Raw genomic sequence first — 25,190 nt, 5'->3', positions numbered from 1 at the left:
GGACGGCGGGAGGCTCGGCGCGGACATCGGGCGAAATAACCGGGTTAGTGGAACGAATCACCGCAGGCGCAGGAGCCTCCGGCGTTCGGGTTGTCGATGGTGAAGCCCTGCTTCGAGATGGTGTCCTCGAAGTCGATGCTGGCTCCGCTGAGGTACGGAACGCTCATCTTGTCCACGACGACCTCAACTCCGTCGAAGTCACGGACGGCGTCGCCGTCGAGGAGCCGCTCGTCGAAGTAGAGCTGGTAGATCAGCCCCGAGCAGCCGCCGGGCTGCACAGCCACGCGGAGCCGCAGGTCCGTGCGGCCTTCCTGCTCGAGGAGGCTGCGTACCTTGCCTGCAGCGACGTCGGTCAGGTCAACCTCGTGAACGGGCAGTTCTTCACTGGCCGCAGCGGTGGTCGCGGTGCTGTTTTCGTTGGTTGCGGTGCTCATTGGCCTACCTTCTTAGGACGGTCTGGCGGCGCCGCGTAACGGCGCCTGCCCCTACGGATACGGTATGGGCTATAGCTACATGCTACGCGCGGCAGTCCTGTAGCTCTAACTCCTGACGTAACCGTCAAAACCTGCCGGTTGTTCCCTGGGAGCGCCGCCTAGGCCAGGCCTTCGCTGTTGAGCCGGGCCAGCATCAAAGCTTCAGCCAGGACGGCGTTGCGGAAGTCCCCGATGTGCAGGGATTCATTGGCGCTGTGGGCGCGGGAATCAGGGTCCTCCACACCCGTGACCAGGATCTGCACGTCGGGGTAGACCTCCGTCAGGTCGGCGATGAACGGGATGGAACCGCCTATTCCGGTTTCGACGGCGGGAACTCCCCAGGCCTCGCCCAAGGCCCACATGGCCAGCGAAGCGGCCGCCGAAGAGGTGTCGGTGCGGAACGGATTCCCGGCCTCCCCCGGCGTGAAGACCACCTTCGCGCCGAAGGGGGCGTTCGCTTCCACGTGGCGGCGTACCGCTTCCATGGCGTCCGACGGCACCTGGCCCGGCGCCAGTCGGAGGCTGAACTTGGCCCGCGCCCGCGGAATCAGGGTGTTCGAGGCAACATCGACGGCGGGCGCGTCGAACCCGATGATCGACAACGCAGGTTTGGTCCACAGCCGTGAGGCGATGCTTCCGGTGCCGGCCAGGCGCACTCCGTCCAGGACCGACGCATCGGCGCGGTAGTCGGCCTCGGGCATCTCGACGGACGCCGTGTCGGTGGCGACCAGCCCCTCGATCGCGACGTTCCCGTCGTCGTCGTGGAGGGTGGCGATCAGGCGGGACAGCAGGGTCGGTGCGTCGAGGACAGGGCCGCCGAACATGCCCGAATGCACGGCATGTTCGAGGACCTGGACTTCGATGACGCCGTCAACCAGTCCGCGGAGGCTGGTGGTCAGGGCAGGTATCCCGACTTTCCAGTTGCTGGAATCCGCAACCACGATGACGTCAGCGCGCAGCAGTTCGCGGTTGGCCTCCAAGAAGGAACGGAACGTTGGCGAACCGGCTTCCTCCTCGCCTTCGATGAAGAAGGTCACGCCGAGTCCGAGGGAGTCGGAAAAGACCTCGGAGACGGCGGCATACGCGGCAATGTGCGCCATGATGCCGGCTTTGTCGTCGGCGGCGCCGCGCCCGTACAGCCGGCCGTCCTTTTCGACGGCGGTGAACGGTGCGGTCTCCCACAGGGCTTCGTCACCAACAGGCTGGACGTCGTGGTGGGCGTAGAGCAGGATGGTCGGCTTCCCTTCCGCCGCAGGGCGCCGGGCGACGACGGCGGGGCCGCCGGGGGCGCCGTCCTCCTTGTTGACGGTCAGGACCTGGACCTCGGGCAATCCTGCTTCACGGACAAGGGCGGCGACAGCGTCCGCGCTGCGTTCAAGCGGGGTACGGTCAAAACTGGGCCAGGCAATGCCTGGAATGGCCACCAGATCCTTGAGCCGGGCCAGGGTCTGGTCAAAGGACCGGTCTACCGCCGAACGGAGATCGTCCGTCCAGCCGGCAGCGCCCTGTCCCGATGTTTCTGAAGTGCTGTGCGGGGTGGCCGCAGGTGATGAAGTCATGGCCAAAACATTACCCCCGTCACATTCGGCCGCAGGCCGCCGGCAGCCGGGCGGACAGGCGGCGGGTGGGTTCCCGCAAGGTATTCTGGTCAGGTGTTCGGACGTAGAAAAGAAGCGCCCTCGGCGCAGGAAACAGTAGACCAGCAGGCAGCGGAAGCGGCGGCCCGGCAGAACAGCGTGGTGGGCAAGGGTGCCCCGACCCCCACCCGGAAGGCCCAGGAAGCTGCCCGCAAGCGTCCGCTGGTGCCGGAGGACCGCAAGGCGTCCAAGGCCGCCGAACGCCAGGCGGTCCAGGACCAGCGCTTGAAGATGCGCCGCGCGCTGGACACCGGAGACGAGAAGTTCCTCCCGCTGCGTGACAAGGGGCCGCAAAAGCGCTTTGCCCGCGACTATGTGGACGCGCGCTTCAATCTCGGCGAATACCTGATGTTCGGCGCGCTGCTCTTTGTCCTGGTGTCCTTGGTGGTTCCGGCCTCCAGCGACATGATGGTCTACGTGCTCGGCGCGTTCTGGGTAATGTTCCTGGCGGTCTTCGTTGACGTTTTCATCCTCTCCCGCAAGCTCCGGAAGACCCTGGCCCAGAAGTTTGGTGAGGTGGAACGCGGAACGGTCTGGTACGGCTCCATGCGCTCCCTGCAGTTCCGCAAGCTGCGCCTGCCCAAACCGCAGGTTGGCCGCGGACAGTACCCGTCCTGACGCGCGGGACCACTTAAACGCAGGAACCCCGGTGGTCAGCCCACCGGGGTTCCTGCGTTTAACGTTGAGGGTCAGCGGCGGCGGCGCTTCGCCAGCTGCCTGTTGATCCGTGCGGCCCAGAACGGTCCTTCGTACAGGAACGCGGTGTATCCCTGCACCAGGGTGGCTCCTGCGTCAAGCCTGTCCTGAACGTCCTGGGCGGACTCCACGCCACCGACCGACACCAAGGCCAGCGCATCATCAGTGGCGTCTTTGAGCCGCTTCAACACCTCCAGTGAGCGCTGCTTCAGGGGGGCCCCGGACAGTCCGCCGGCTCCGCACTTTTCCACGTCGCCGGCGGCCGAGGAGAGCCCCGTCCTGGCGATCGTCGTATTGGTGGCGATGATGCCGTCCAACTTCAGGTCCAGTGCCAGCCGGGCAACGTCGTCGATGTCTTCATCGCTCAGGTCCGGGGCGATCTTCACCAACAGCGGGACGTGCCGCCCGGCGGCGCGGTCGGCTTCCTGCCCCACGGCAACCAGGAGCGGGCGGAGCGTTTCCACGTCCTGGAGCAGCCGCAACCCCGGAGTATTGGGGGAACTGACGTTCACCACCAGATAGTCGGCGGCGGGGGCCAGGCTGCGGGCGCTGACCAGGTAGTCGTCCACGGCGTCGGCCAGCTCCACCACCTTCGTCTTGCCGATATTCACACCGATGACGGGACGAACGTCCGGGTACCGGCGCTGAAGTGCTGCGCGCGCGGCCTTGAGCCGGGGCGCGACAGCTGCGGCGCCGTCGTTGTTGAATCCCATCCGGTTGATCACGGCCCTGTCCTGGACCAGCCGGAAAAGCCGGGGCTTCTCATTGCCGGGCTGCGCCTGGCCGGTGATGGTCCCCACCTCCACGTGGCCGAATCCAAGCTCGCTGAGGGCTTCGATGCCAAGCCCTTCTTTATCGAACCCCGCAGCAAGGCCGAATGGGGAGGGGAAAGTTACGCCAAAAGCGGTGGTCCGCAGCGACGGCGCGGGAGCCGTCAGCTTCTGCAGTACCCTTCCCGCGCCGGTGGCATGCGCGAGCCGGATCCCCTTGAATCCGATTTTGTGGGCGCGCTCGGCGTCCATCCATGAAAAGGCCAGCTTGAAGAAAGTGGGATAAACGCGCATGCCTCCAGTTTCCCGTCTGGTGGCGTCCCACACCAAAACGGAGAAGCGCCCTGGCAGGCGGCCGTACCCGCCACGCCGGATTAGCATGAGGGCATGCACTGGCAGCAGGACATCCTGGGTGGGGACTTCGAGTCGTGTTCCTTCGTGGCCACCGGTGCCGACGGCGTGGAGCGGACGGCAACCTTGGTCCGGCTCCGGCCGGCCAAGGATGTGGGCGCTCCGGATGGCCCCCGCCGGTCAGTGCTGTTCCTTCACGGGTGGAGCGACTACTTCTTCAACGCAGACCTGGCCTATTTTTGGGCGCGGGCCGGGTACGACTTCTATGCGCTGGACATGCACAACCACGGGCGCAGCCTGCGGCCGGATTTCCCGGGCGGCTACGTTGGCGACCTGGCCGCCTATGACGCGGAAATACAGCAGGCGTTCCGGCTCATCGCCCTTGCCGGCGGGCCAGGGCCTGCGGCACTGATGGGACACTCCACCGGCGGTCTGGTGGCGGCGCTGTGGACGAGCCGCCACCCCGGGGCCGTGTCGCAACTGATCCTCAACAGTCCTTGGCTGGAGATGCACGGGAGCGCACTGGTGCGCCGCGCCGCGTCAGGCATGGTGGGGCCGGTGGCCCGCTTCCGGCCCCAGGCGGTGCTCCGGCTTCCACCGCGGGGCCACTACTGGCGCACCATCAGCAGTGCGGCCGACGGCGAGTGGCCGCTTGACGAGCGGTACCGCCCGCGCATGGCATTCCCGGTGCGTGCGGGCTGGTTGAGGGCCGTGCTCGCCGGCCACGCCCGGGTGGCACAGGGACTCGGGATCCAGGTGCCCATCCTGGTGCTGCTGTCCGCGGGAAGCGCCAACGGGCTCTTCTGGTCGGAGGACATGCGGCGGACCGATGCGGTGCTGGACGTGGCGATCATCGGCGCGCGTGCCCTGACCCTGGGCACCACAGTGACCGTGGAACGAATTGACGGCGCCCTGCACGACGTCTTCCTGTCCCCTGAGCCGATTCGAACCGATGCCTACGCGCGGCTGGCACGCTGGCTGCGGGCTTACGGCTGAGGCCGTTCCGCTTCTGACCCGGCCGGTGCGGCGGCGTCGACAGCCCCACCGTAGCGGCGGTCCCGGCGCGCATATTCTTCGACGGCGGCCCACAGGGTGCGCCGGTCCACGTCCGGCCAGAGCGTGTCCATGAAGACGAACTCGGCGTAGGCGGACTGCCAGAGCAGGAAGTTGGACAGCCTTTGCTCACCCGAGCTGCGCAGGAAGAGATCCACGTCCGGCAGGTCCGGCTCGTCGAGGTACTTCTGGATGGTCCGTTCAGTGATGGAACCCGGTTTGAGCCGTCCCGCGGCCACATCCGCGGCTATCGCCGACACCGCGTCCGTGATCTCAGCACGGCCGCCGTAATTAACACACATGGTCAAATTACAGGTGCTGTTGGCCGCCGTGAACTCCTCGGCTTCCTCCAGTTCGCGGATCACGGACCCCCACAGCCGGGGCCGCCGGCCTGCCCAGCGGATCCGAACGCCCCACTCGTCCAGCTGGTTACGCTGCCTGCGCAGCACATCCTTGTTAAATCCCATCAGGAAGCGGACTTCTTCCGGAGACCTGCGCCAGTTTTCCGTAGAGAATGCGTAAACACTGACGTACTCGATCCCGAGTTCGATGGCACCGGCCATGACGTCAAGGAGGGCCGGTTCCCCCGCCTTGTGCCCTTCGATCCGGGGAAGGCCCCGCTGGTTGGCCCAGCGGCCGTTGCCGTCCATCACGATAGCCACGTGCCGGGGAATGAATTCCGCCGGGACGGTGGGCGCCACCTCGCCTGAAGGATGCGGGTAGGGTGCCGTTACCGGATGGGTCCGCCTGCGGGCTGCATTGTTCTTCTTACCCATGGCCACTGTCAGGTACGCTCCACGTGTTTGAGGGATTTCAGGACTCGTTCCAAATGCCATTGCAGGTACGCCGCCACCAGGCCCGCCGCTTCCTTGCGGTGCTGGGCCAACGATGCGTCCGCCGTCGTCCAGTCCCCGGTCAGCAGGGCAGCGAGCAGGCTGACGGTCTCGGGCGCCGGGGCCGGGGACCCGGGGGGCCGGCACTGGGCACACACCATGCCGCCAAGGGGTGCCGAAAATGCCGAATGCGGCCCCGGCGCGCCGCAGCGGGAACAATCAGTGAAGCTCGGCGCCCATCCGCCAGTGGACAACGCACGCAGGAGGTAGGAGTCCAGGATCAGGCCGGCAGCATGTTCATCCCGGCTCAACGCAGCCAGGGCACCCACGAGCAGGTTGTACTGCGCCGTGCCGGCCTCGCCGTCGACGTCCGTCAGCTTCTCCGCAGTCTCGGTCATGGCGGCGGCCACCGTGTACCGACCGTAGTCCGCTGCGATGCTGCCGCCGTAGGCACCCTTTGCCACCGCCTGGGTGACGATATCAAGGGTTCGCCCGGAAACCAGTTGCAGGTCAGCGACCATGAACGGTTCAAGCCGGGCACCGAACCGGCTGCTGGTGCGGCGTACGCCTTTGGCGACTGCCCGGACCTGGCCGTGGTGCTTCGTGAGGAGCGTGATAATCCGGTCTGCCTCGCCCAGCTTGTGGGTGCGGAGCACCACGGCGTCGTCCCGGTACGCCCGGGAGGCAAAAGACTGTTGGACCACGCTCTATCTTCCCATCCTGCCCGGCCGTAGGTCGCCAGGACGCGGTTGTGCCGCCGGCGGAACCGGCGGCACAAACCTCCCAGGTGTCAGGCCTGGGCGTCGCGGATGGCGCGGTTGACGGCCGAAATGACGGCCTTCAGCGACGACATGCTGGTATTGGCGTCGATGCCGACACCCCACAGGACCCGCTCCCCCACTGCGCACTCGACGTACGCGGCAGCCATGGCGTTGCCGCCTTCGGACAAGGCATGTTCGCTGTAGTCCAGCACCCGGACGTCCACGCCGTCATCGTGCAGGATGCTCAGCAACGCGGCGATCGGACCGTTGCCGGTACCGGTGCGCCGGACCTGCGCGCCATCAATGGTGAGCGAGGCGTGAAGCGTCATGCCGCCGTCGTCATCTGTTTCCGTCTTGACGGCACCCAGCGAGTAGCGGCCCCACTGTCCGTCGGCCTGGCCGGAGGGCAGGTACTCGTCCTGGAAGATCTGCCAGAGCTGGGCCCCGCTGACCTCCCCGCCGACAGTGTCGGTGCGGCGCTGGATGACGCCGGAGAACTCAATCTGGGCACGGCGCGGCAGGTCCAGGCTGTGCTCGTTCTTGAGCAGGTAGGCAACGCCGCCCTTGCCGGACTGGGAATTGACGCGGATCACGGCTTCGTAGCTGCGGCCCAGGTCCTTGGGGTCCACCGGCAGGTACGGCACCTGCCAGGTGAAGTCGTCCACGGCCTTTCCGGCCGCAGCGGCATCGCGCTCCAGGGCTTCGAAACCCTTCTTGATGGCGTCCTGGTGGGAGCCGGAGAATGCGGTGAACACCAGGTCGCCGCCGTAGGGGGACCGCTCCGGGACGGGCAGCTGGTTGCAGTACTCCACGGTCCGGCGGACGTCGTCAATATTGGAGAAATCGATCATGGGATCGATCCCCTGGACGAACAGGTTCAAGCCCAGCGTCACCAGGTCCACGTTGCCGGTCCGCTCGCCGTTGCCGAAGAGGCAGCCTTCGATGCGGTCGGCGCCGGCCATGTATCCCAGCTCCGCGGCGGCGACACCGGTGCCGCGGTCGTTGTGCGGGTGCAGGGACAGGATGATTCCCTCGCGCGGGTGCAGGTGGCGGCTCATCCACTCAATGGAGTCGGCGTAGACGTTGGGCGTCGCCATTTCAACCGTGGCGGGGAGGTTGATGATGACCTGGCGGTCGGCGGACGCCTCGAACACATCGGCGACGGCGTTGCAAACGCGGACGGCGTACTCAAGTTCCGTGCCGGTGAAAGACTCCGGCGAATACTCGTAGGTCACGTGCGTGTCAACGAGCGTTTCCTCATACTTTTTGCAAAGCCTCGCACCCTGCAGGGCGATGTCCAGGATTCCGTCCTGGTCCTGGTTGAACACCACACGGCGCTGCAGGACCGACGTGGAGTTGTACAGGTGCACGATGGCCTGCTTGGCGCCCACCAGGGACTCGTAGGTCCGCTCGATCAGGTGCTCGCGGGCCTGGGTCAGGACCTGGATGGTGACATCGTCAGGAATATGGTTTCCCTCAATGAGCTGGCGGACAAAGTCGAAGTCCGTCTGCGACGCGGACGGGAAACCGACCTCGATTTCCTTGTAGCCCATGCGGACCAGCAGGTCGAACATCTTCATCTTGCGCGCCGGGCTCATGGGATCGATCAGGGCCTGGTTGCCGTCCCGCAGGTCCACCGCGCACCAGCGCGGGGCTTTGGTGATGACCTTGTCCGGCCAGGTGCGGTCCGGCAGTTCGACCTTGATCTGGTCCTGGAACGGGGTGTACCGGTGGGCAGGCATTCCGGAGGGCTTTTGTGCGTTACGCATGATGTTCGTGGCCTTTTCTATCGATCTTCAGTGAAAGGGTGGCCGGGCAACACAAACTCCGCAGCGAGGGTGGGCCGTGCGCTAGATAGCGTCTGTGGCCTCGCCGCGGCAGCTAAGGAGAAGGAGCTCTGCACGCACACTTTGAGCGTAACACGGGTGCGTAAGATGAAAGGGCACTACCGTCCGTAAAGTCCAGCATGCAGACGCCTCCGTGTTCGCCCGGCAGCGGCGTCGCAGCAAAAAGGAGTTTCAGTGCCCATTTCGGGGATCGATCTGTCCACCATTGATCACACAGTCCGGCCGCAGGATGACCTGTACCAACATGTGAACGGCGCCTGGTTGAAAGCCACCGAGATTCCCGACGACCGGCCCCTGGAAGGTACGTTCACTGCCCTCCGTGACGGGTCCGAGATCGCCGTCCGGGACATTATCGAGGAAGCGGCGGCCAAGGGCGCGGATGCCACGGGCATCGAACGGAAGATCGGCGACCTCTACAACAGCTTCATGGACGAGGCAACTGTTGAGGGCAAAGGCCTGGAACCCATCCGGGCCCGGCTGGCCGAAGTCTTCGCCACCGCGTCAGTCGAAGAGCTCATGGCGCTGGCCGGCCGGCTCTTCCGCGCCGACGTCGGCGGCCTCTTCTACATCTACCCGGCACCGGACGCGGGTAATCCGGACCGGGTCCTGCTCTACACCGGCCAGGGCGGCCTGGGCCTGCCCGACGAGTCCTACTACCGCGAAGAGAAGTTCGCTCCCATTGTCTCGGCATACACCGGACACGTGGGGAAGATGTTCGAACTGGCCGGCGTGGCTGATCCGAATGGTGCGGCTGACCGGGTGGTCCGGCTGGAAACGAAACTCGCCGCCCACCACTGGGACAACGTCACCCTGCGGGATCCGCAGAAGACCTACAACCTGAAAACGGCAGATGAAGCCGCTGCGCTCTTCCCGCTTTTGGGTACCTGGTTTGAGGCAGCCGGGATTGAGCCGGCCAAACGGGCCGAAATCGTGGTGAGCACGCCTGACTTCTTTTCGGGGGCCACCGCGCTCCTGGACGAAGTGCCGCTTTCCACGTGGCAGGAATGGCTGGCGATGCGCGTCGTCAGCGCCGCCGCACCCTACTTGTCCTCGCCGTTCGTGGACGCCAACTTCGCGTTCTACGGCACCACGCTCAGCGGCACCCCGCGGAACAAGGACCGTTGGAAGCGGGGGGTCGCGGTGGTCGAATCCGGTCTGGGCGAGGCCGTGGGCCAGATTTATGTGGCACGGCATTTCCCCGAAACCCACAAGGCCCGGATGCAGACCCTGGTGGCAAACCTGACCGAGGCCTACCGCCGGAGCATCAACGATGTCGCCTGGATGGGTGAGGACACCAAGGCGGAGGCCCTCCGCAAGCTTTCGGCCTTCCGTGCCAAGATCGGCTTCCCGGACGAGTGGATCGACTACTCAGCCGTCGAAATCAAGCCCGATGACCTGCTGGGCAACGTGGAGCGCGCCCACAACGCCGATGTGGACCGGCACCTGGATGAGGTGGGCAAACCCGTGGACCGCAACAAGTGGCTGATGACGCCGCAGACGGTCAACGCCTACTACCACCCGATGATGAACGAAATTGTGTTCCCGGCAGCCATCCTGCAGCCGCCCTTCTTCACGGCCGACGCCGACGACGCCGTCAACTATGGCGGCATTGGTGCGGTGATCGGGCACGAGATCGGCCACGGTTTCGATGACCAGGGTTCCCAGTTCGACGGCGGCGGGGCGCTCCGCAACTGGTGGACGGACGAGGACCGCCAGGCATTCGAGGCCCTGACGGCCCGGCTCGTGGCGCAGTATGACGCCCTGTCCCCCACCGCGGCACCCGGCCACCACGTCAACGGCAGGCTCACGCTGGGCGAGAACATCGGCGACCTGGCAGGGCTCACCATCGCCTACAAGGCTTACCTGATCAGCCTGGACGGTAAGGAACCCGACGTCCTGGACGGCTTCACCGGGCAACAGCGCTTCTTCGCCTCCTGGGCCGCGGGCTGGCGCCAGGTCATCCGCCAGGAGGAAGCCGTCCGTCGCCTGGCCACGGACCCGCATTCCCCGAACGAATTCCGCACCAACGCGATCGCCAAGAACCTTGACGCATTCCATGAGGCATTCGACGTGACGGAGGCTGATGGCATGTGGATGCCCGCCGCTGACCGCGTCAGCATCTGGTAGCGGCCGCGCGGGATTCCGGGCAAACAGCAGGCCCCGCCGGTACCGGCGGGGCCTGCTGTTCGTTTACGGGAGCCTTCGCCTGCTCCGGGCAAGGCGCTGCCTGCTACTGCCGGACGATCAGTGCAGGGTTGGCCTGCTGGCAGACCTTGTCCCCTGCGGTCTGGTTGACGATGTCAGACGGCAGCGCGGGCGCGCCGGAACCGAAGGCAGTGCCGGTGGTGAAGTCACTGCCCACGTACACCTGTACGCCCTGGATGGCCGGCAGCGGAATTACCTGCTCGGCTGGAATGCCCAGCAGGGCGGCGACGTCGGTGGCCACGTCGGCGAAGTTGGGGCCGTAGTAAACGGCCGTCTTGGCCACCGGCTGTGCCTGGAACTGCGACGTTGCGGCGAAGCCGCCGCTGACCAGGGCCTGCACAAGTTCCTGCGCCCTGCCGGGGACGCCACTGCCATTGGCAACGGTGACGGGCTGGATCGCCTTGTTGTAGGGGGGTACCGGCGCCGCTGTCTCCGTCGGCGAGGGCGTTGGCGTGGCAGACTCGCCAGGGGCCGGTGCCGTGGTGGTGGGTGCCGTCGGGTCGGTCAGGTCGACGTTCTTCCGGAGCGCGGAGAAAAGCTGGGCGCCCGCAGGTTCGGCGATCACCAGGCGGTTGGGGTCGGTGGGTGCCGGCGTGGTGGGCACGGCCACGAACGCAACCTTGCCGATGTCGATGTTCTTCAACCGGTTGCCGATGGTGAGGAGGGCCGGAACGGAGGCCAGGCCATCGTCCACTGTCAGGTTCTGGGTGACGACGTCGGCGATCTTGAGCATCCTCGCGGGGTCGGACAGCGTCCCCTCGTCCTTGATCTTGCGGGTCAGCGACGACAGGAACCCCTGCTGGGCCTTGATCCGGCCCAGATCGCCGCCGTCGGCGAACGCGTGCCGGGTCCGGAGGTAGGACAGGGCCATCTCGCCCTGGACGGACGATGTCCCGGCGGGGAGGCGAAGCCCCGAGTCGGGGTCGAAGACGGCGTCGCTGATGCATACCTCCACGCCACCGACGGCGTTGGAGAGCTCCTTGACGGCGTTGAAGTCGGCCATCATGAAGTGGTCCACCTGCATGCCGGTGAGTTTGTTGACGGTATCCACGGCACATCCGATGCCGGCCTCACCCATGGCCTCATTGATCATCACGCCACTGCGGGCAGGGTAGACCTTTTTGGTCTTCTGGTCGGTGCACTGCGGGATGTCGACCAGGAGGTCACGCGGGAAGCTGATGACGTTGACGCGCTTGTTGTCCTCGGAAATGTCCATCAGCATCATCACGTCCGACTTGCCATAGCCGGTGGAATCGTCAGCGGACCCGTACTGGGAGTTCTTCCCGTCCCGGGTGTCCGAGCCGAGAATCAGGATCTGCATCCGGCCCGTGGCATCATTGGCAGGCGATTCGGTACTGCCACCGCCGGCGTTCAATGGGGCCTTGGAAATGTTGCCCTGCAGCCGGAAGAACCAGAAGCCGGCAAAAGCGATCCCGCCCACCAAGACTGCGGCCACCACGCCGGTGAGGATCTTCAGCCACAGGGGCATGGTGCGCAGCGGCCCCAGGTGGCGCGCCGCCCCTGCGGCACCGCCGTCCGCGTGCCGGGATACCGGTCCCGGTCCGGCTGAGAGGTCAGCCTCGTTGTCGCGTTCGTCGCGGCCTCGACCCACGTGGTGAACCTTCCTCTTAGTACAAAGTCCGGTCCATTTTAGTGGTCCAGTCTGGAGATGCGGCAGGACGGCTCCATTGGGCGCCCTGGGGGCTGCTCAGAAACCCAGTTTGACCAGTTGCTTCGGGTCGCGCTGCCAGTCCTTGGCTACCTTGACATGGAGGTCGAGGTAGATGCGGGTTCCCAAGAGCGCTTCGATACCCTTTCGGGCGTTGGTGCCCACTTCACGCAATCGGCTGCCGCCCTTGCCGATAATGATGGCCTTCTGCGAGGGCCGTTCCACGTAAAGGTTGACCCGGACGTCCAGCAGCGGGTTGTCATCGGGACGGTCTTCCCGCGGGACGATCTCCTCGACGACGACAGCCAGGGAGTGGGGAAGCTCATCCCGGACGCCTTCCAGCGCCGCCTCGCGGATCAGTTCGGCCACCATGACGGCCTCGGGCTCGTCCGTGAGCTCACCGTCCGGGTACAGCGGAGGCGACGGCGGCATGTGGCTGATCAGCACGTCGGCCACGGTTTCCACCTGGAAACCGTCAGCGGCTGAGACGGGCACGATGTCTTTCCAGCCGTCCTCCCCCATCACCTCGCGGCCCAGGGCCGCAACGGCGAGGAGCTGCTCAGTCAGAGCCTGCTTGTCCACCAGGTCAGCTTTGGTGACGATGGCGATGACGGGTTTGCGCCCGACGGCGGCAAGCTGTGTGGCGATGAACTTGTCACCGGGGCCGATCTTCTCGTTGGCCGGCAGGCAGAATCCGATGGCGTCAACTTCGGACAGGGTGTCGGCGACGAGGTCGTTGAGGCGCTTGCCCAGCAGCGTGCGTGGCCGGTGCAGTCCAGGGGTGTCCACAAGGATCAGCTGGGCGTCTTCACGGTGGACGATGCCCCTGATGGTGTGCCGCGTGGTCTGCGGTTTGGCCGAGGTGATGGCCACCTTCTTGCCCACCAGCGCGTTGGTCAGGGTGGACTTGCCCGCGTTCGGCCTGCCGACGAGGATCGAAAACCCTGCGCGGAAGCCGCCGAAATCGTCCGGCGCCGCGTCCTTATTTTTCTTGCTCACGTGGAACTCCCTGCTGGGTTGTTTCGGCCTCTTCCAGGAGGCCTTCAAAGTCAGTCTCTACTCTTGGTACGGGCGCCGCAATGATGTGGCTGACCCTGTTGCGCCGGCCTTCCAGCCGCTCAGCGCGAAGGGACACTCCCTGTACTTCCACGCTGCTGCCCACGATCGGGACCCGGCCAAGTGCCTTGGCCAGCAAGCCACCGACGGTGTCCACCTCGTCGTCGTCGAGCTCCAGGTCGAAAAGTTCGCCGAGATCGTCGATGCCCATCCTGGCGCTGACCCGGTAGGAGCCGTCACCCAGCGCCACAGCCTCGGCACTTTCGGTGTCGTATTCGTCCACGATCTCGCCGACGATTTCCTCGATCAGGTCTTCCAGCGTGACCAGGCCTGCGGTACCGCCGTACTCGTCGATCACGATTGCCACGTGGGTGGATTCCTTCTGCAATTCGCGCAGGAGGTCACTGACGGGTTTGGACTCGGGCACGTAGCGCACTTCCCGGGCCAACGCCTCAACGACGGGTGGCTCCTCACCGGTTTCCAGCTGGTGGATGACCGCGGCAACGTCCTTGAGGTAGATGATGCCCAGGATGTGGTCGGTGTTTTCGCTGATCACCGGGATCCGTGAATATCCGGAGCGGAGGAACAGTGACATCGCCTGGTGAAGGCTGGAACCGGCGTCGATGCTGACGATGTCGGTCCGCGGCACCATCACGGCCCTGACCAGGGTGTCGCCGAAGTCGAAGACCGACTGGATCATCTCCGCCTCGGTGTCCTCGATCATGTCCGATTCACTGGCCCGGTCCAAGAGCTCACGGAATTCCTGCTCACTGAAGAATGCGTCGTCCCCGCCCGGGGCTCCCGGGGCAGCGGAACTGCCGAGGGCCACGAGCCAGCCGGGAATGGGGCCCAGCACACTGGTGAGGAAACGGACCATCGGGGCGGTGAACCGCACCACGGTCGTGGAGTGCAGTCTCCCGAGCTGTCGGGGTGAGACACCTACGATCACGAACCCGAGAACGGCCATGATGCCGGTGGCTACGAGGCCTGCCAGCCAGACGTTGTCCAGGAGGCTGGCCGCCAGGACGGCCACTGCCACGGCCGAGGCCATCTCGAACCAGACACGCCAGAACCGGAGGGCCCGGGTATGTGCCACCGGCTCCGCGAGGATGCGGCGCATGGCCGTGCCGCGCCTTTTGTGCAGTGCCGCTTCCGCGTCGTGCCGGGGAAGGAAACTGAAGGCGGCTTCGGCCGCTGTCAGCAGGGCCGCGACGGCAAGGAAGACCAGTGCCACCGCGACGAGGAGCAGTTGCGTCACTGGGTCGTCTCGGCGGGTGCTTCTTTGCCGGTGAATCCGGTCAGGAGTTCGCGCTGCAGGCCGAACATCTCCGCTTTTTCCTCCGGTTCCGCATGGTCGTAGCCCAGCAGGTGGAGGATTCCGTGGGTGGTCAGGAGCAGCATTTCGTCCTGCAGCGAGTGGCCGGCGTTCCTGGCCTGGACCTTCGCCACCTGCGGGCAAATTGCGATATCGCCCAGCATGCCCTGGGGCGTGGGCCGACCCGGGGTTCCGGGCGTGAGTTCGTCCATGGGGACCGAGAGCACATCCGTGGCGCCGGGTTCGTCCATCAGTTCAATGTGCAGCTTTTCCATGGCCGGTTCGTCCACCAGGAGGATGGACAGCTCGGCCTGGGGATGGATGTAGAGCTGTTCAAAGATGTACCGCGATAATGCAACGAGTTCGGCTTCTTCGACGTGGACGCCGGACTCGTTGTTCACCTCGATGCTCACGCGTGTTCCCCCCGCTTTTCCCTGTTGACTGAGTGCTTGACGCGGTTCCGCTGGGCTTCGTCCCAGACGCTGTAGGCGTTGACGATGTCGCCGACCAAGCGGTGACGGACCACGTCCGCGGCGTCAAGGACGGAGAAGTTCACGTCCTCGATGCCCTGCAGAATTTCCTCCACGATCCGCAGCCCCGAACGCGTTCCAAACGGCAGGTCCACCTGGGTGACGTCTCCGGTGACCACCATCTTGGAGCCGAACCCGAGACGGGTGAGGAACATCTTCATCTGTTCCGGCGTGGTGTTCTGCGCCTCGTCGAGGATGATGAAGGCGTCGTTGAGTGTCCGGCCGCGCATGTAAGCCAGTGGTGCCACCTCGATGGTCCCGGCGGCCATCAGCCGAGGGATGGACTCGGGATCCATCATGTCGTGCAACGCATCGTAAAGCGGCCGAAGGTACGGGTCGATCTTGTCGCTCAGCGTTCCGGGCAGGAAGCCAAGGCGCTCCCCTGCCTCAACCGCAGGGCGGGTGAGGATGATGCGGCTGACCTCTTTTTGCTGCAGGGCCTGGACGGCTTTGGCCATCGCCAGGTAGGTCTTGCCGGTGCCCGCGGGCCCGATCCCGAAAATCACCGTATTGGCGTCGATCGCGTCGACGTAGTTCTTCTGGTTCAGCGTTTTGGGCCGGATGGTCCTGCCGCGGCTGGAGAGGATGTCATGGGTGAGGACGTCCACCGGGTTCTGCAGTGACTGGGTGCGCAGGAGCGCCACGAGCTGCTGCAGCACAGCAGGGGTGATCACCGTGCCGCGGGCCACGAGGCCACGGACCTCCTGGAGGAGCCGCATGATCCGGGGGACGTCGCTGGCCGGTCCGCTGATGGAGAGCTCGTTGCCGCGCACGTGGAAGTTGACGTCCGGGAACTGGACTTCGATGAACCGCAACGCCTCATCGTGGCTGCCAAGTGATTGAACCATCTGGTCCGAGTTCTCAAACAGGACAACTTCGGTCCTGGTGCCCGGCAGTGAGTGGGGAAACTCCCCCGGGCTGCCGTCGCCTATGTTGAGCCGGCGCTTACCATTCGCTGATTCAGTCATGGTGCTGGCCCGCAGGCCTGTGGTCCCCTCGAAGTTCTTCAATCCAATTTTCCGTGCCGGAAAGGGGCGCCCGTTGCACGGTGCTCCTTGCCCAGCGATCCCATCATCTTACGCCAGCAGCAGGCGTCTGCGGCCACGGCCGGCTGCTGCCCATCACACAGGCACGGCCGTTTGGTATCAACTTCATATCGGCCTCATATCGTTCCCGTTGCAGTTGGGGCGTGAGGGCCACAGAACCGCTGCTGGGCTGCACCGCTGTGCAATGCTGGAAATCCAGCAACTGCTGGGACTCCAGGCCGCCAGGGGATCGGCCCGCCACGCCACGAAAGGACAAGGGCAGGACAGTGCCGGATACCTCTGTGCCCAAAAGGGCAGGCCGAACGATGGGCCCCTTGCGCCCGGCGGTCCTGGCAGGCGTCCTGGTGCTCGTTCCCATACTGGCCGGCTGCACCGCTGAGGGCGGCCCATCGCCCACCGGCACCCTCGCCTCTGTCCCGGCGTCCGGCGGGACCATGCCGGACGCACCGTCCACCAGCGCTCCGCTGGAGACCACCCAATCCTCCAACAAGGCGCCCGTGTACTGGATCGGCCGCAGCGGCGGCAACATTTTCCTGTACCGCGAATTCCGCGACGTCCCGGAGCAAGACAACCCGGTAACGCGTGCGTTGCGGGCCATGATGTCGGAGAAGCCGCTCGACCCCGATTTCTTCACGCCATGGCAGAATCCGGATAAGTTGGCCACCTCGATTTCAGGCAAAGACGTCATCACGGTGGACGTTTCGGCCGACGCGTTCAACAGCAACCTCGACGCCGACATGGCTGCCCGCGCCATCCAGCAACTGATTTATACGGCCACCGCGGCGGCCGCCAGTTCGGGGCTGATCGACACCAGCCAGCAGGTCCGGGTCCGGATCCTCGTGGACGGGCACACCGACTACGTCGCTTTCGGGAAGGTCCAGCTGGGCGCCCTGATGACCCGTGCTGCCGGCCTGGTGGCGCCGGTCTGGATCATTGATCCGCAGGAAAATACCGAAGTCCCGGCAGGAACCGTGAAGATCACGGGCCGCAGCACGTCGCCGGGAGCCAAGCTCCACTGGCAAATCCTGCAGGTTGCGGACAACGGTGGCGGCAAGACGCCTTTCCTGAGCGGCGAAACGACGGCGGCCGCGGAGCAGGGCCAGGCGGGGGTCTTCACACTGGCCCTTAACCTGCCGGCCGGTGACTATGAACTCCACGTGGCGCAGGCCGGATCCGGTGGAGAACCGGACCGGAACGAGGACACCCGGTCCTTTAGGGTGCGGTAGCCCAGCGTCCCAGGATATCGCTGGCCAGCACGACGGCGGCCGGGCCTGCAGTGGAGGACCGCAGGACGTGGTGCCCCAGCAGGGCCGTCACCGCGCCGTTGTCACAGAGCTTCGTCACCTCGCGGGGACTGATGCCGCCTTCGGGGCCAACAATCAGCAGGATCTCGCGGGGCCCGGTGCCCGCGCTCCCCTGCCATCCTTCCAGGACGGTGCGCAGGGGCCTGACAGCGTCTTCGTGCAAGATCACGGCCAGGTCCGCGGCGGCCACGGCGTTGCAGAGCCCGGACGTTTCAACGGCGTCCCGGACCTCGGGAATCCAGGCGCGGCGGGCCTGCTTGGCGGCAGCGGCAACCGCCGACCGCCACTTGGCATGGGCCTTGGCGGCCCGGTCCCCCTTCCAGCGGACGATGGACCGTTCCGACTGCCAGGGTATGACGGCATCGATGCCCAGTTCCGTTGCCGTCTCAATGGCCAGTTCGTCCCTGTCGCCCTTGGCCAGCGCTTGCGCCAGCACCAGCCGGACCTCGGGCCTGTCTTCGGCCACCACGGTCCCGCACTCCACTTCCAGTGCGGAGGACGACGCTGATGCCACCTTGCCGGTCATGCGCGCGCCGGCGCCGTCCACGATGTCCACGGCCTCCCCCGGCGACAAGCGCTTCACGGTGACTGCGTGCCGGGCTTCAGGGCCTTCCAGGACAAAGACCTGGCCGGGCGCCAGGCCGTCCAGCGAGCCGGGGCTGGCAAAGAATACGGGGTTGCTCACCGCTACAGGTTACCGAGCCGGTCCCGGAGCTTGGCGAACATCCCGCCGCTGGCAGCGAGCTTACCCTCGGTGATCTGTTCCCCACGGAGCTTGGCCAGCTGGCGCAGCAGGTCCTCTTGCGCGGCGTCGAGTTTGGCGGGAGTGTCCACTTGGAGGTGGACCTTCAGGTCTCCGCGCCCGTAGCCCCTCAGGTGGGTGACGCCCAGACCGCGGAGGGTAATGACCTCGCCGGACTGGGTGCCGGGCTTGACGTCGATCTCCTGGCTGCCGTCGAAGGTTTCCAGGCTGACGTCCGTGCCGAGGGCAGCCGCTGTCATGGGGATGTGCAAAGTGGCGTGCAGGTCATCGCCTTCGCGGACATAGGTGGCGTCGTTGTTGACCCGGATCTCCACGTAGAGGTCGCCTGCGGGGCCACCGGCGGGGCCGGCTTCGCCTTGCCCGGAGAGCTGGATGCGGGTTCCGGTGGCAACACCGGCAGGGACCTTGATGGTCAGTGAGCGGCGGCTGCGGATGCGGCCCTGGCCGCTGCATTCGTTGCAGGGATCCTTGATGACCGTGCCGAAGCCTTCGCAGGTGCCGCAGGGGGCCGCCGTCATGACCTGGCCAAGAATGGAGCGGACAGCACGCTGGACCTGGCCGCTGCCGCCGCAGATATCGCAGCGCTCGGGGTGCGTGCCGGGACGGCAGCACGATCCGTCGCAGGTGGGGCAGACGACGGCGGTGTCCACTTCGAGCTTCTTGTTGACGCCAAAGACGGCGTCGCGGAGGTCGATCCGGACGCTGATGAGCGCGTCCTGGCCCCTGCGCACCCGGGACGCCGGACCGGACGTGCCGCCGGCGCCGAAGAAGGTGTCGAAGATGTCCTGGAACGCGAACCCTTGGCCCGCGTAGCCCGCACCGCCGAAGCCGTTGTCCGTTCCGTTCTCATTGCCGGTGGTGTCGTAGATGCGGCGCTTCTGGGGGTCGGAGAGGACCTCGTAGGCGTGAGTGACTGCCTTGAAGCGTTCCGACGCGTCCGCCCCGGGGTTTACGTCCGGGTGGAGGGTGCGGGCCAGTTTGCGGTAGGCCTTTTTGATTTCTTCGCCCGTAGCTTCGGGGGAGACTCCAAGGACGTCATAGTGGCTGCTCAAAGTTCGTATCTCTTCCTTGTTGTACTGCGTGCCGTTGGGCCCGGTGTCCGGTCCCGTTGCCGGACGTGGTCCGGCAACGGAGGATCAGGGCCCCAAAATCCTGGAAAGGTAGCGGGCCACGGCCCTGACGGCGGCCATGGTGGTGGGGTAGTCCATCCGTGTCGGGCCAAGGATCCCTACCTTCGCGGCGCTGTCAGGGCCGTAGCCTGTGGCCACCACCGATGCCTCCGCGAGGCCGTCGTAAGGGTTCTCCCGTCCGATGCTGACGGCCACGCCGCGGTGGTCCTGTGCCATTTCGCTCAGCAGCCGCAGCATCACCACCTGCTCCTCGAGTGCTTCGAGCACCGGGCCGATGCTGAGTGGAAAGTCTACGTTGGACCGGGCCAGGTTGGCCGTTCCGGCCATGACCATCCGGTCTTCCCGGCTGCTCTGGGCCAAAACCTCCAGCCCAAGCGCGAGTGCGTGCGCGGCCTGGCGCTGAGGGTGCGGCGCGGCGGCGACGACGGCGGGCAAGGCCTGCGCGAGGTGGCTCAGCGACGTGCCGCCCAAGGCCCCGAGGAACCGGGTCCGCAACTCCGCCAGCGCCTCGTCACCGAGGTCCTGGCCGACGTCGATCACGCGCTGCTCGACTTTGCCGCTGTTGGCAATCAGCACCACGAGTACTTTGCGCGGTGCCAGCAGCACGAATTCGATGTGGCGGACCAGGGCCCTGCTCAAGTGCGGGTACTGGACCACTGCCACCTGGTTGGTCAGCTGGGACAGGAGGCGGACCGTGCGGTCCAGGACGTCGTCGAGGTCGTCCGCTCCTTCCAGGAGTGATTGGATGGCCCGCCGCTCTGCGGCCGACAGTGGCTTGACCGCCGAGATCTGGTCCACGAACAGGCGGTAGCCCTTGTCCGTGGGTATCCGCCCTGCGCTGGTGTGCGGCGCGGTGATCAGGCCCTCATCCTCCAGCGCCGCCATGTCGTTGCGGATCGTGGCGCTGGACACACCGAGATGATGGCGCTCCACCAGCGCCTTTGAGCCGACCGGCTCGCGGGAGTGGACGTAGTCCTCCACGATCGCCCGCAGCACTTCCAGTTTGCGTGGCTCGCTCACTCTCCACCTCCATCCACGGTCCGGGGCGCGTGCCCCGTCCGGTGCCGCCCAGGGGTTAGCACTCGACATGCCTCAGTGCTAACAGTCTATTATGCCTCGGCCCGTTGTTAGCATTGGTACCGCTCCGGGCGAAACTCCGGGGGTGAGGACCTAATGCGAGGCGGATCGAATCCATGGACTACCAGAACTGGGGCCCCCGCGGGATTTCCGCCCCTGCCCGGACCGAACTGCCGGAGGTTCCCGTGGAGCGCGGCATGGTGCTTGAGGAAGTCCAGTCCGGCTGGGTTGGGGCTGTCACCCGGGTGGAGAAGTCCGGCGGAATGCACGTGGTTGCCCTCGAGGACCGGCGCGGAAAATCGCGGTCCTTCCGGCTGGGCTTCGGCTTCCTCCTGGAAGGACAGCCGATCCGCCTGATGCCGCCGGCGCCCGCCCGCGCTGGGGCCGGTCCCGCCGCAGGGCGGACCGCGTCCGGGTCGGTTCGGGTGGCAGGGCAGCGCGCCCAGGTCGCAAAGGCGAGCCGCATCTGGGTGGAAGGCAAGCATGACGCTGAACTGGTGGAGAAGGTGTGGGGAGACGACCTTCGGGTGGAAGGCATCGTCGTCGAACCCCTGCACGGCATCGACGACCTCACGGCCGCCGTGGCGGACTTCAGGCCGGGACCTGGGCGCCGCCTTGGGGTCCTCGTGGACCACCTGGTGCCCGATTCAAAGGAATCGCGCATCGCCGAGGCTGTGATGGCCTCCCCTGGTGCCGCCGGAAATGTCCTGATCGTCGGCCACCCCTACGTGGACGTGTGGCAGGCCATCCGCCCCGCGGTGCTGGGCATCCAGCAATGGCCGGCGATTCCCCGCGGCCAGGACTGGAAGACCGGCATCCTGAAGGCCTTTGGCTGGCCGCACTCCACCAAGGAAGATATCGGGCTGGGGTGGCAAAAGCTCCTCGGCGCCGTCCGCACGTACGCCGACCTGGAACCGTCGCTGCTGGGGCGGGTTGAGGAAGTGATCGACTTCCTCACCGTGCCCTGAAAGCCGCTCCCGCCCCGCGACCCAGTATTCTGGATACTGCGATGCCTTGCTTTTCACAGCATGGCACCGAGTCCTTATTAGTCGTCAGCACCACTTGCACCCCAGAAGGAAAACAGACTGTGGCAGAAAACGCACGTGATCACAGGGATGGCCAAGGCCGTTCCGAGTACCATGGCGTCCCCGCCAATGCGCTGCCGCTCACGGCCAGCGAAGACCGCCAATGGGCCACGCTGGCCCACTTCGGCGGGATCCTGGGGTGCATTCCGTCCCTGCTGATCTACCTGATCTTCCGGGACCGCGGACCGTTCACCGCGCAGGAGTCGAAGGAAGCGCTGAACTTCAGCCTGCCGCCCACCATCGCCGCGGTCCTGGCCAACATCCTGGTGTTCATTCCCTACGTGGGCAACATCTTCGCCGTGATCGCCACGCTGATCTGGGTGGCGCTGACCTGCTTCTCGGTGGCCGCAGGGATCCACGTCAACCGGGGCCAGCCGCACCGCTACCCGTACAACCTGCGCTGGATCAAATAGTCCCCAGCGGCTCCCAGCGCAATCAAGCCCCCGCAAGCCCGGCCGGGTTCGTGCTGCGGTTAGTCGGGCAGGATCCTGCGGACCACGGCGTCCGCCAGGAGCCGGCCCTTTAGGGTGAGGACCAGCCGTCCGTGGAACGCCGCGGCCGGTTCCACCAGTTCGTCCGCGATCAGGCCCGCCACCTCATGGCGGCCCAAGGTGCTGAGCGTCGAGACGTCGAGCCCTGACTGAAGCCGCGCCTCAAGCATCACCCGCTCCAGTCGCCTGGTGTCCGAATCCAGGGTTTCGCGGCCCGCAGCCGGCGAATAGCCCTGCGCGAGCCGGTTGGCGTAGGCCACAGGGTGCTTGACGTTCCACCAGCGCACGCCGCCCACGTGTGAGTGTGCGCCAGGCCCTATCCCCCACCAGTCGTCGCCCCGCCAGTAGGCCAGGTTGTGCCGGCAGGCCTGGTCCGGGGTCCGGGCCCAATTGCTGACCTCGTACCAGCCCAGCCCGGCTTCGGTGATCAGCTGGTCTGCGAGCTCGTACTTGTCGGCGTGGTCGTCGTCGTCGATTCCCGGGACCTCGCCGCGCCGCATCTGTGCGGCGAGCTTGGTGCCCTCCTCGACGATCAGCGCATAGGCGCTGATGTGATCGGGCTCGTAGGACAAGGCTGTTTCGAGCGAGTACCGCCAGTCGGCAAGGGATTCACCGGGCGTGCCGTATATCAGGTCCAGGCTGACGGCAAGTCCCGCCTCCCGGGCCCACCGGACCACCTGCGGAACCCGGCTCGGGGTGTGGGTGCGGTCCAGGACCTTCAAGACGTGCGGGACAGCGGATTGCATGCCGAACGACACCCGGGTGAAACCGGCTTCCTTGAGGATGGCCAGGGATTCGGGCGTGACGGAGTCGGGATTGGCCTCCGTGGTGACTTCCGCGTCCTCTTCGATTCCCCACTGGTCGATGGCGGCACGAAGAATCATGGCGAGGTCGCCGGCCGGCAGGAGCGTAGGCGTGCCACCGCCGAAGAAAACGGTGCTGAGCTTGCGTGCCGGGACGCCTGAACGCTGCAGTACCCGCGCGGCCAGCCCCACTTCCGAGACGGCCGTGCCCGCATAGGCATCCTGGGAAGCTCCGCCGCCGAGTTCCGTGGCCGTGTACGTGTTGAAGTCGCAGTACCCGCAGCGCACGGCACAGAACGGGATGTGGACGTACAAGCCGAAAGCCCGGGCCGCCGCACCGTCCGCTGCCTGAGCAGGCAGCAGGCCGTCCGACGGCGCCGGGTCGCCAAGGGGAAGAACGCTGGGCATCAGCGGGTCCCCCGCTGCGCGGTGGTCACTTCTTCTTGGCCTTGTCCTTTGAATCGTCAGTGGTGAGGGCGGCGATGAACGCTTCCTGCGGAACTTCCACCGTGCCCACCATCTTCATGCGCTTCTTGCCTTCTTTTTGCTTTTCCAGCAGCTTGCGCTTACGGGAGATGTCGCCGCCGTAGCACTTGGCCAGGACGTCCTTGCGGATGGCGCGGATGCTTTCACGGGCGATGATCCTGGAGCCGATGGCCGCCTGGATGGGCACCTCGAACTGCTGCCGCGGGATGAGTTCGCGCAGCTTGCCGGTCATCATCACGCCGTACGCGTACGCCTTGTCCCTGTGCGTGATGGCACTGAACGCGTCCACCTGTTCGCCCTGGAGCATGATGTCGACCTTGACCAGGTCGGCTGCCTGGTCACCGTCGGCCTTCCAGTCCAGGGACCCGTAGCCGCGGGTCTTGGACTTCAGGATGTCGAAGAAGTCGAACACGATCTCGGCCAGCGGGAGGCGGTACCTGATCTCCACCCGGTCCTCGGACAGGTAGTCCATCCCGCCCAGCACGCCGCGGCGGGCCTGGCAGAGTTCCATGATGGCGCCGACGAACTCGTTGGGGGCCAGGATGGTGGCGGACACCATGGGTTCGCGCACCTCCGCTACTTTGCCTGTGGGGTACTCGCTGGGGTTGGTCACCTGGACCACCTTCTTGTCCTCCAGGGTGACCTCGTACTCAACGTTCGGTGCGGTGGAGATGAGTGCCAGGTTGTATTCGCGTTCCAGGCGTTCGCGGGTGATCTCAAGGTGGAGCAGGCCGAGGAATCCGACACGGAAACCGAAACCAAGGGCTGCGGAGGTTTCCGGTTCGTACACCAGGGCTGCGTCGTTGAGCATGAGTTTCTCAAGGGCGTCGCGGAGTACCGGATAGTCGGCCCCGTCCAGCGGATACAGGCCGGAGAACACCATGGGCTTGGCGTCGGCGTAGCCGGGCAGTGACTTTGCGGCCGGCTTGGCCAGGTTGGTGACGGTGTCGCCCACCTTGGACTGGCGCACGTCCTTAACGCCGGTGATGAGGTAACCCACTTCACCGACGCCGAGGCCCTTTGACGGCGTGGGTTCCGGGGAGCTGACCCCGATTTCCAGCAGCTCGTGCGATGCCCTGGTGGACATCATCTGGATGCGCTCACGGGGGTGGAGCATGCCGTCCACGACGCGGACGTAGGTGACGACGCCACGGTAGGTGTCATAGACGGAATCGAAGATCATGGCACGGGCCGGTGCATCCGGGTCGCCCGTCGGGGCGGGGAGGTCGCGGACAATCTTGTCCAAGAGCGCCTCCACACCGACGCCGGTCTTGCCGGACACGCGCAGGACGTCCTCCGGATCGCCGCCGATGAGGTTGGCGAGTTCGGCTGCGTATTTCTCCGGCTGCGCTGCCGGAAGGTCGATCTTGTTCAGCACCGGGATGATGGTGAGGTTGTTCTCCATGGCCAGGTACAGGTTTGCCAGTGTCTGCGCCTCGATACCCTGCGCTGCGTCCACCAGGAGGATTGCCCCCTCGCAGGCGGCCAGCGATCTGGAGACCTCATAGGTGAAGTCCACGTGGCCGGGCGTATCGATCATGTTCAGTGCGTAGCTGACCCCGTCCACTTCCCATGGCATGCGCACGGCCTGGGACTTGATGGTGATGCCCCGCTCACGCTCGATGTCCATCCGGTCCAGGTACTGGGCCTTCATGTCGCGCGCCTGGACAACCCCGGTGGACTGCAGCATCCGGTCAGCCAGCGTGGACTTGCCGTGGTCAATATGCGCGATGATGCAAAAGTTCCGAATAATGGCCGGATCTGTCGCGGCGGGCACCGGTGCGGTGCGGGCCATGGGAGACACGCAGG

Annotated in this window: 22 protein-coding genes; 6 read left to right on the top strand and 16 right to left on the bottom strand. The window is 65.9% G+C overall.

All coding sequences use genetic code 11. The annotated features are described in order from the left end of the window. Positions 1 to 44 precede the first annotated feature (44 nt). Both AC4EEO_RS08885 and AC4EEO_RS08880 read right to left on the bottom strand, forming a co-directional pair. Positions 45 to 434, bottom strand: coding sequence for a HesB/IscA family protein (locus tag AC4EEO_RS08885; RefSeq protein ID WP_133831571.1), 390 nt, complete (start codon positions 432 to 434; stop codon positions 45 to 47). Positions 435 to 592: 158 nt separating this feature from the next. Continuing rightward, positions 593 to 2,032: a dipeptidase gene (locus AC4EEO_RS08880; protein ID WP_491340278.1), complete on the bottom strand. Its 1,440-nt coding sequence runs from the start codon at positions 2,030 to 2,032 to the stop codon at positions 593 to 595. 93 nt (positions 2,033 to 2,125) lie between these two features. On the opposite strand from AC4EEO_RS08880, the gene AC4EEO_RS08875 reads away from it, so the two are divergent. Continuing rightward, positions 2,126 to 2,728 (top strand): DUF3043 domain-containing protein, encoded by a 603-nt coding sequence (locus AC4EEO_RS08875; RefSeq protein ID WP_461840956.1) that lies wholly within the window; start codon positions 2,126 to 2,128, stop codon positions 2,726 to 2,728. A 71-nt stretch (positions 2,729 to 2,799) separates the two neighbouring features. Here the strand turns inward: AC4EEO_RS08875 and AC4EEO_RS08870 are convergent, their stop codons facing one another. After that, positions 2,800 to 3,870 carry a quinone-dependent dihydroorotate dehydrogenase gene (locus AC4EEO_RS08870; protein ID WP_491329974.1) on the bottom strand — a complete coding sequence of 357 codons (1,071 nt, stop codon included), beginning with the start codon at positions 3,868 to 3,870 and terminating at the stop codon, positions 2,800 to 2,802. Between the two features lie 93 nt (positions 3,871 to 3,963). Here AC4EEO_RS08870 and AC4EEO_RS08865 point away from each other — a divergent pair, with 93 nt between their 5' ends. Next, positions 3,964 to 4,923: an alpha/beta hydrolase gene (locus tag AC4EEO_RS08865; protein ID WP_491329975.1), complete on the top strand. Its 960-nt coding sequence runs from the start codon at positions 3,964 to 3,966 to the stop codon at positions 4,921 to 4,923. Here the strand turns inward: AC4EEO_RS08865 and AC4EEO_RS08860 are convergent. The 3 genes from AC4EEO_RS08860 to leuA form a co-directional block, all read right to left on the bottom strand. Next, a complete protein-coding gene (locus AC4EEO_RS08860) occupies positions 4,914 to 5,762 on the bottom strand; it encodes an isoprenyl transferase (RefSeq protein ID WP_491340277.1) in 849 nt (282 codons plus the stop codon). The two genes, AC4EEO_RS08865 and AC4EEO_RS08860, sit on opposite strands and share 10 nt — an antisense overlap. Before the next feature lie 2 nt (positions 5,763 to 5,764). Continuing rightward, positions 5,765 to 6,517, bottom strand: coding sequence for a DNA repair protein RecO (gene recO, locus AC4EEO_RS08855; RefSeq protein WP_285246128.1), 753 nt, complete (start codon positions 6,515 to 6,517; stop codon positions 5,765 to 5,767). A gap of 86 nt (positions 6,518 to 6,603) precedes the next feature. Continuing rightward, positions 6,604 to 8,343, bottom strand: coding sequence for a 2-isopropylmalate synthase (gene leuA / locus AC4EEO_RS08850; RefSeq protein ID WP_491340276.1), 1,740 nt, complete (start codon positions 8,341 to 8,343; stop codon positions 6,604 to 6,606). Between the two features lie 252 nt (positions 8,344 to 8,595). On the opposite strand from leuA, the gene AC4EEO_RS08845 reads away from it, so the two are divergent. After that, on the top strand, positions 8,596 to 10,548 hold the full coding sequence (locus AC4EEO_RS08845; RefSeq protein ID WP_491340275.1) for a M13 family metallopeptidase: 1,953 nt from the start codon (positions 8,596 to 8,598) through the stop codon (positions 10,546 to 10,548). Between the two features lie 103 nt (positions 10,549 to 10,651). Here AC4EEO_RS08845 and AC4EEO_RS08840 read toward each other — a convergent pair whose 3' ends face one another. The 5 genes from AC4EEO_RS08840 to AC4EEO_RS08820 form a co-directional block, all read right to left on the bottom strand. Further along, positions 10,652 to 12,238 carry an LCP family protein gene (locus AC4EEO_RS08840; protein ID WP_133831577.1) on the bottom strand — a complete coding sequence of 529 codons (1,587 nt, stop codon included), beginning with the start codon at positions 12,236 to 12,238 and terminating at the stop codon, positions 10,652 to 10,654. Between the two features lie 96 nt (positions 12,239 to 12,334). Then, positions 12,335 to 13,294, bottom strand: a complete 960-nt coding sequence (era, locus tag AC4EEO_RS08835; protein WP_018761387.1) for a GTPase Era — start codon at positions 13,292 to 13,294, stop codon at positions 12,335 to 12,337. Further along, positions 13,278 to 14,609 carry a hemolysin family protein gene (locus AC4EEO_RS08830; RefSeq protein ID WP_491340274.1) on the bottom strand — a complete coding sequence of 444 codons (1,332 nt, stop codon included), beginning with the start codon at positions 14,607 to 14,609 and terminating at the stop codon, positions 13,278 to 13,280. Before AC4EEO_RS08830 ends, era begins: the two co-directional genes overlap by 17 nt. Beyond that, positions 14,606 to 15,079, bottom strand: coding sequence for an rRNA maturation RNase YbeY (ybeY, locus tag AC4EEO_RS08825; RefSeq protein WP_285318052.1), 474 nt, complete (start codon positions 15,077 to 15,079; stop codon positions 14,606 to 14,608). Before ybeY ends, AC4EEO_RS08830 begins: the two co-directional genes overlap by 4 nt. After that, positions 15,076 to 16,164, bottom strand: a complete 1,089-nt coding sequence (locus tag AC4EEO_RS08820; RefSeq protein WP_491329979.1) for a PhoH family protein — start codon at positions 16,162 to 16,164, stop codon at positions 15,076 to 15,078. The genes ybeY and AC4EEO_RS08820 overlap by 4 nt, the downstream gene beginning before the upstream one ends. 383 nt (positions 16,165 to 16,547) lie before the next feature. Here AC4EEO_RS08820 and AC4EEO_RS08815 point away from each other — a divergent pair, with 383 nt between their 5' ends. Further along, positions 16,548 to 17,468 (top strand): GerMN domain-containing protein, encoded by a 921-nt coding sequence (locus tag AC4EEO_RS08815; protein ID WP_285318050.1) that lies wholly within the window; start codon positions 16,548 to 16,550, stop codon positions 17,466 to 17,468. On the opposite strand, the gene AC4EEO_RS08810 is transcribed toward AC4EEO_RS08815, so the two are convergent. The 3 genes from AC4EEO_RS08810 to hrcA form a co-directional block, all read right to left on the bottom strand. Further along, positions 17,455 to 18,231: a 16S rRNA (uracil(1498)-N(3))-methyltransferase gene (locus AC4EEO_RS08810; protein WP_491329980.1), complete on the bottom strand. Its 777-nt coding sequence runs from the start codon at positions 18,229 to 18,231 to the stop codon at positions 17,455 to 17,457. The genes AC4EEO_RS08815 and AC4EEO_RS08810 overlap by 14 nt on opposite strands. A gap of 2 nt (positions 18,232 to 18,233) precedes the next feature. Then, a complete protein-coding gene (gene dnaJ, locus AC4EEO_RS08805; RefSeq protein ID WP_109044564.1) occupies positions 18,234 to 19,361 on the bottom strand; it encodes a molecular chaperone DnaJ in 1,128 nt (375 codons plus the stop codon). Positions 19,362 to 19,445: 84 nt separating this feature from the next. Continuing rightward, a complete protein-coding gene (gene hrcA, locus AC4EEO_RS08800) occupies positions 19,446 to 20,459 on the bottom strand; it encodes a heat-inducible transcriptional repressor HrcA (RefSeq protein ID WP_109044563.1) in 1,014 nt (337 codons plus the stop codon). Positions 20,460 to 20,632: 173 nt separating this feature from the next. Between hrcA and AC4EEO_RS08795 the strand changes: the two genes are divergently transcribed. Continuing rightward, positions 20,633 to 21,484 (top strand): DUF3097 domain-containing protein, encoded by an 852-nt coding sequence (locus AC4EEO_RS08795; RefSeq protein ID WP_018761395.1) that lies wholly within the window; start codon positions 20,633 to 20,635, stop codon positions 21,482 to 21,484. 119 nt (positions 21,485 to 21,603) lie between these two features. Next, positions 21,604 to 22,014, top strand: coding sequence for a DUF4870 domain-containing protein (locus tag AC4EEO_RS08790; protein ID WP_018761396.1), 411 nt, complete (start codon positions 21,604 to 21,606; stop codon positions 22,012 to 22,014). 59 nt (positions 22,015 to 22,073) lie between these two features. On the opposite strand, the gene hemW is transcribed toward AC4EEO_RS08790, so the two are convergent. Together hemW and lepA are read right to left on the bottom strand one after the other, a co-directional pair. After that, positions 22,074 to 23,303, bottom strand: coding sequence for a radical SAM family heme chaperone HemW (gene hemW / locus AC4EEO_RS08785; protein WP_018761397.1), 1,230 nt, complete (start codon positions 23,301 to 23,303; stop codon positions 22,074 to 22,076). Between the two features lie 25 nt (positions 23,304 to 23,328). Then, positions 23,329 to 25,185 carry a translation elongation factor 4 gene (gene lepA / locus AC4EEO_RS08780; RefSeq protein ID WP_026264477.1) on the bottom strand — a complete coding sequence of 619 codons (1,857 nt, stop codon included), beginning with the start codon at positions 25,183 to 25,185 and terminating at the stop codon, positions 23,329 to 23,331. Positions 25,186 to 25,190: the final 5 nt, after the last annotated feature.

The organism is Pseudarthrobacter sp. MOO13, from assembly GCF_058267655.1.
This window is presented reverse-complemented; position numbering and strand designations above follow the sequence as displayed.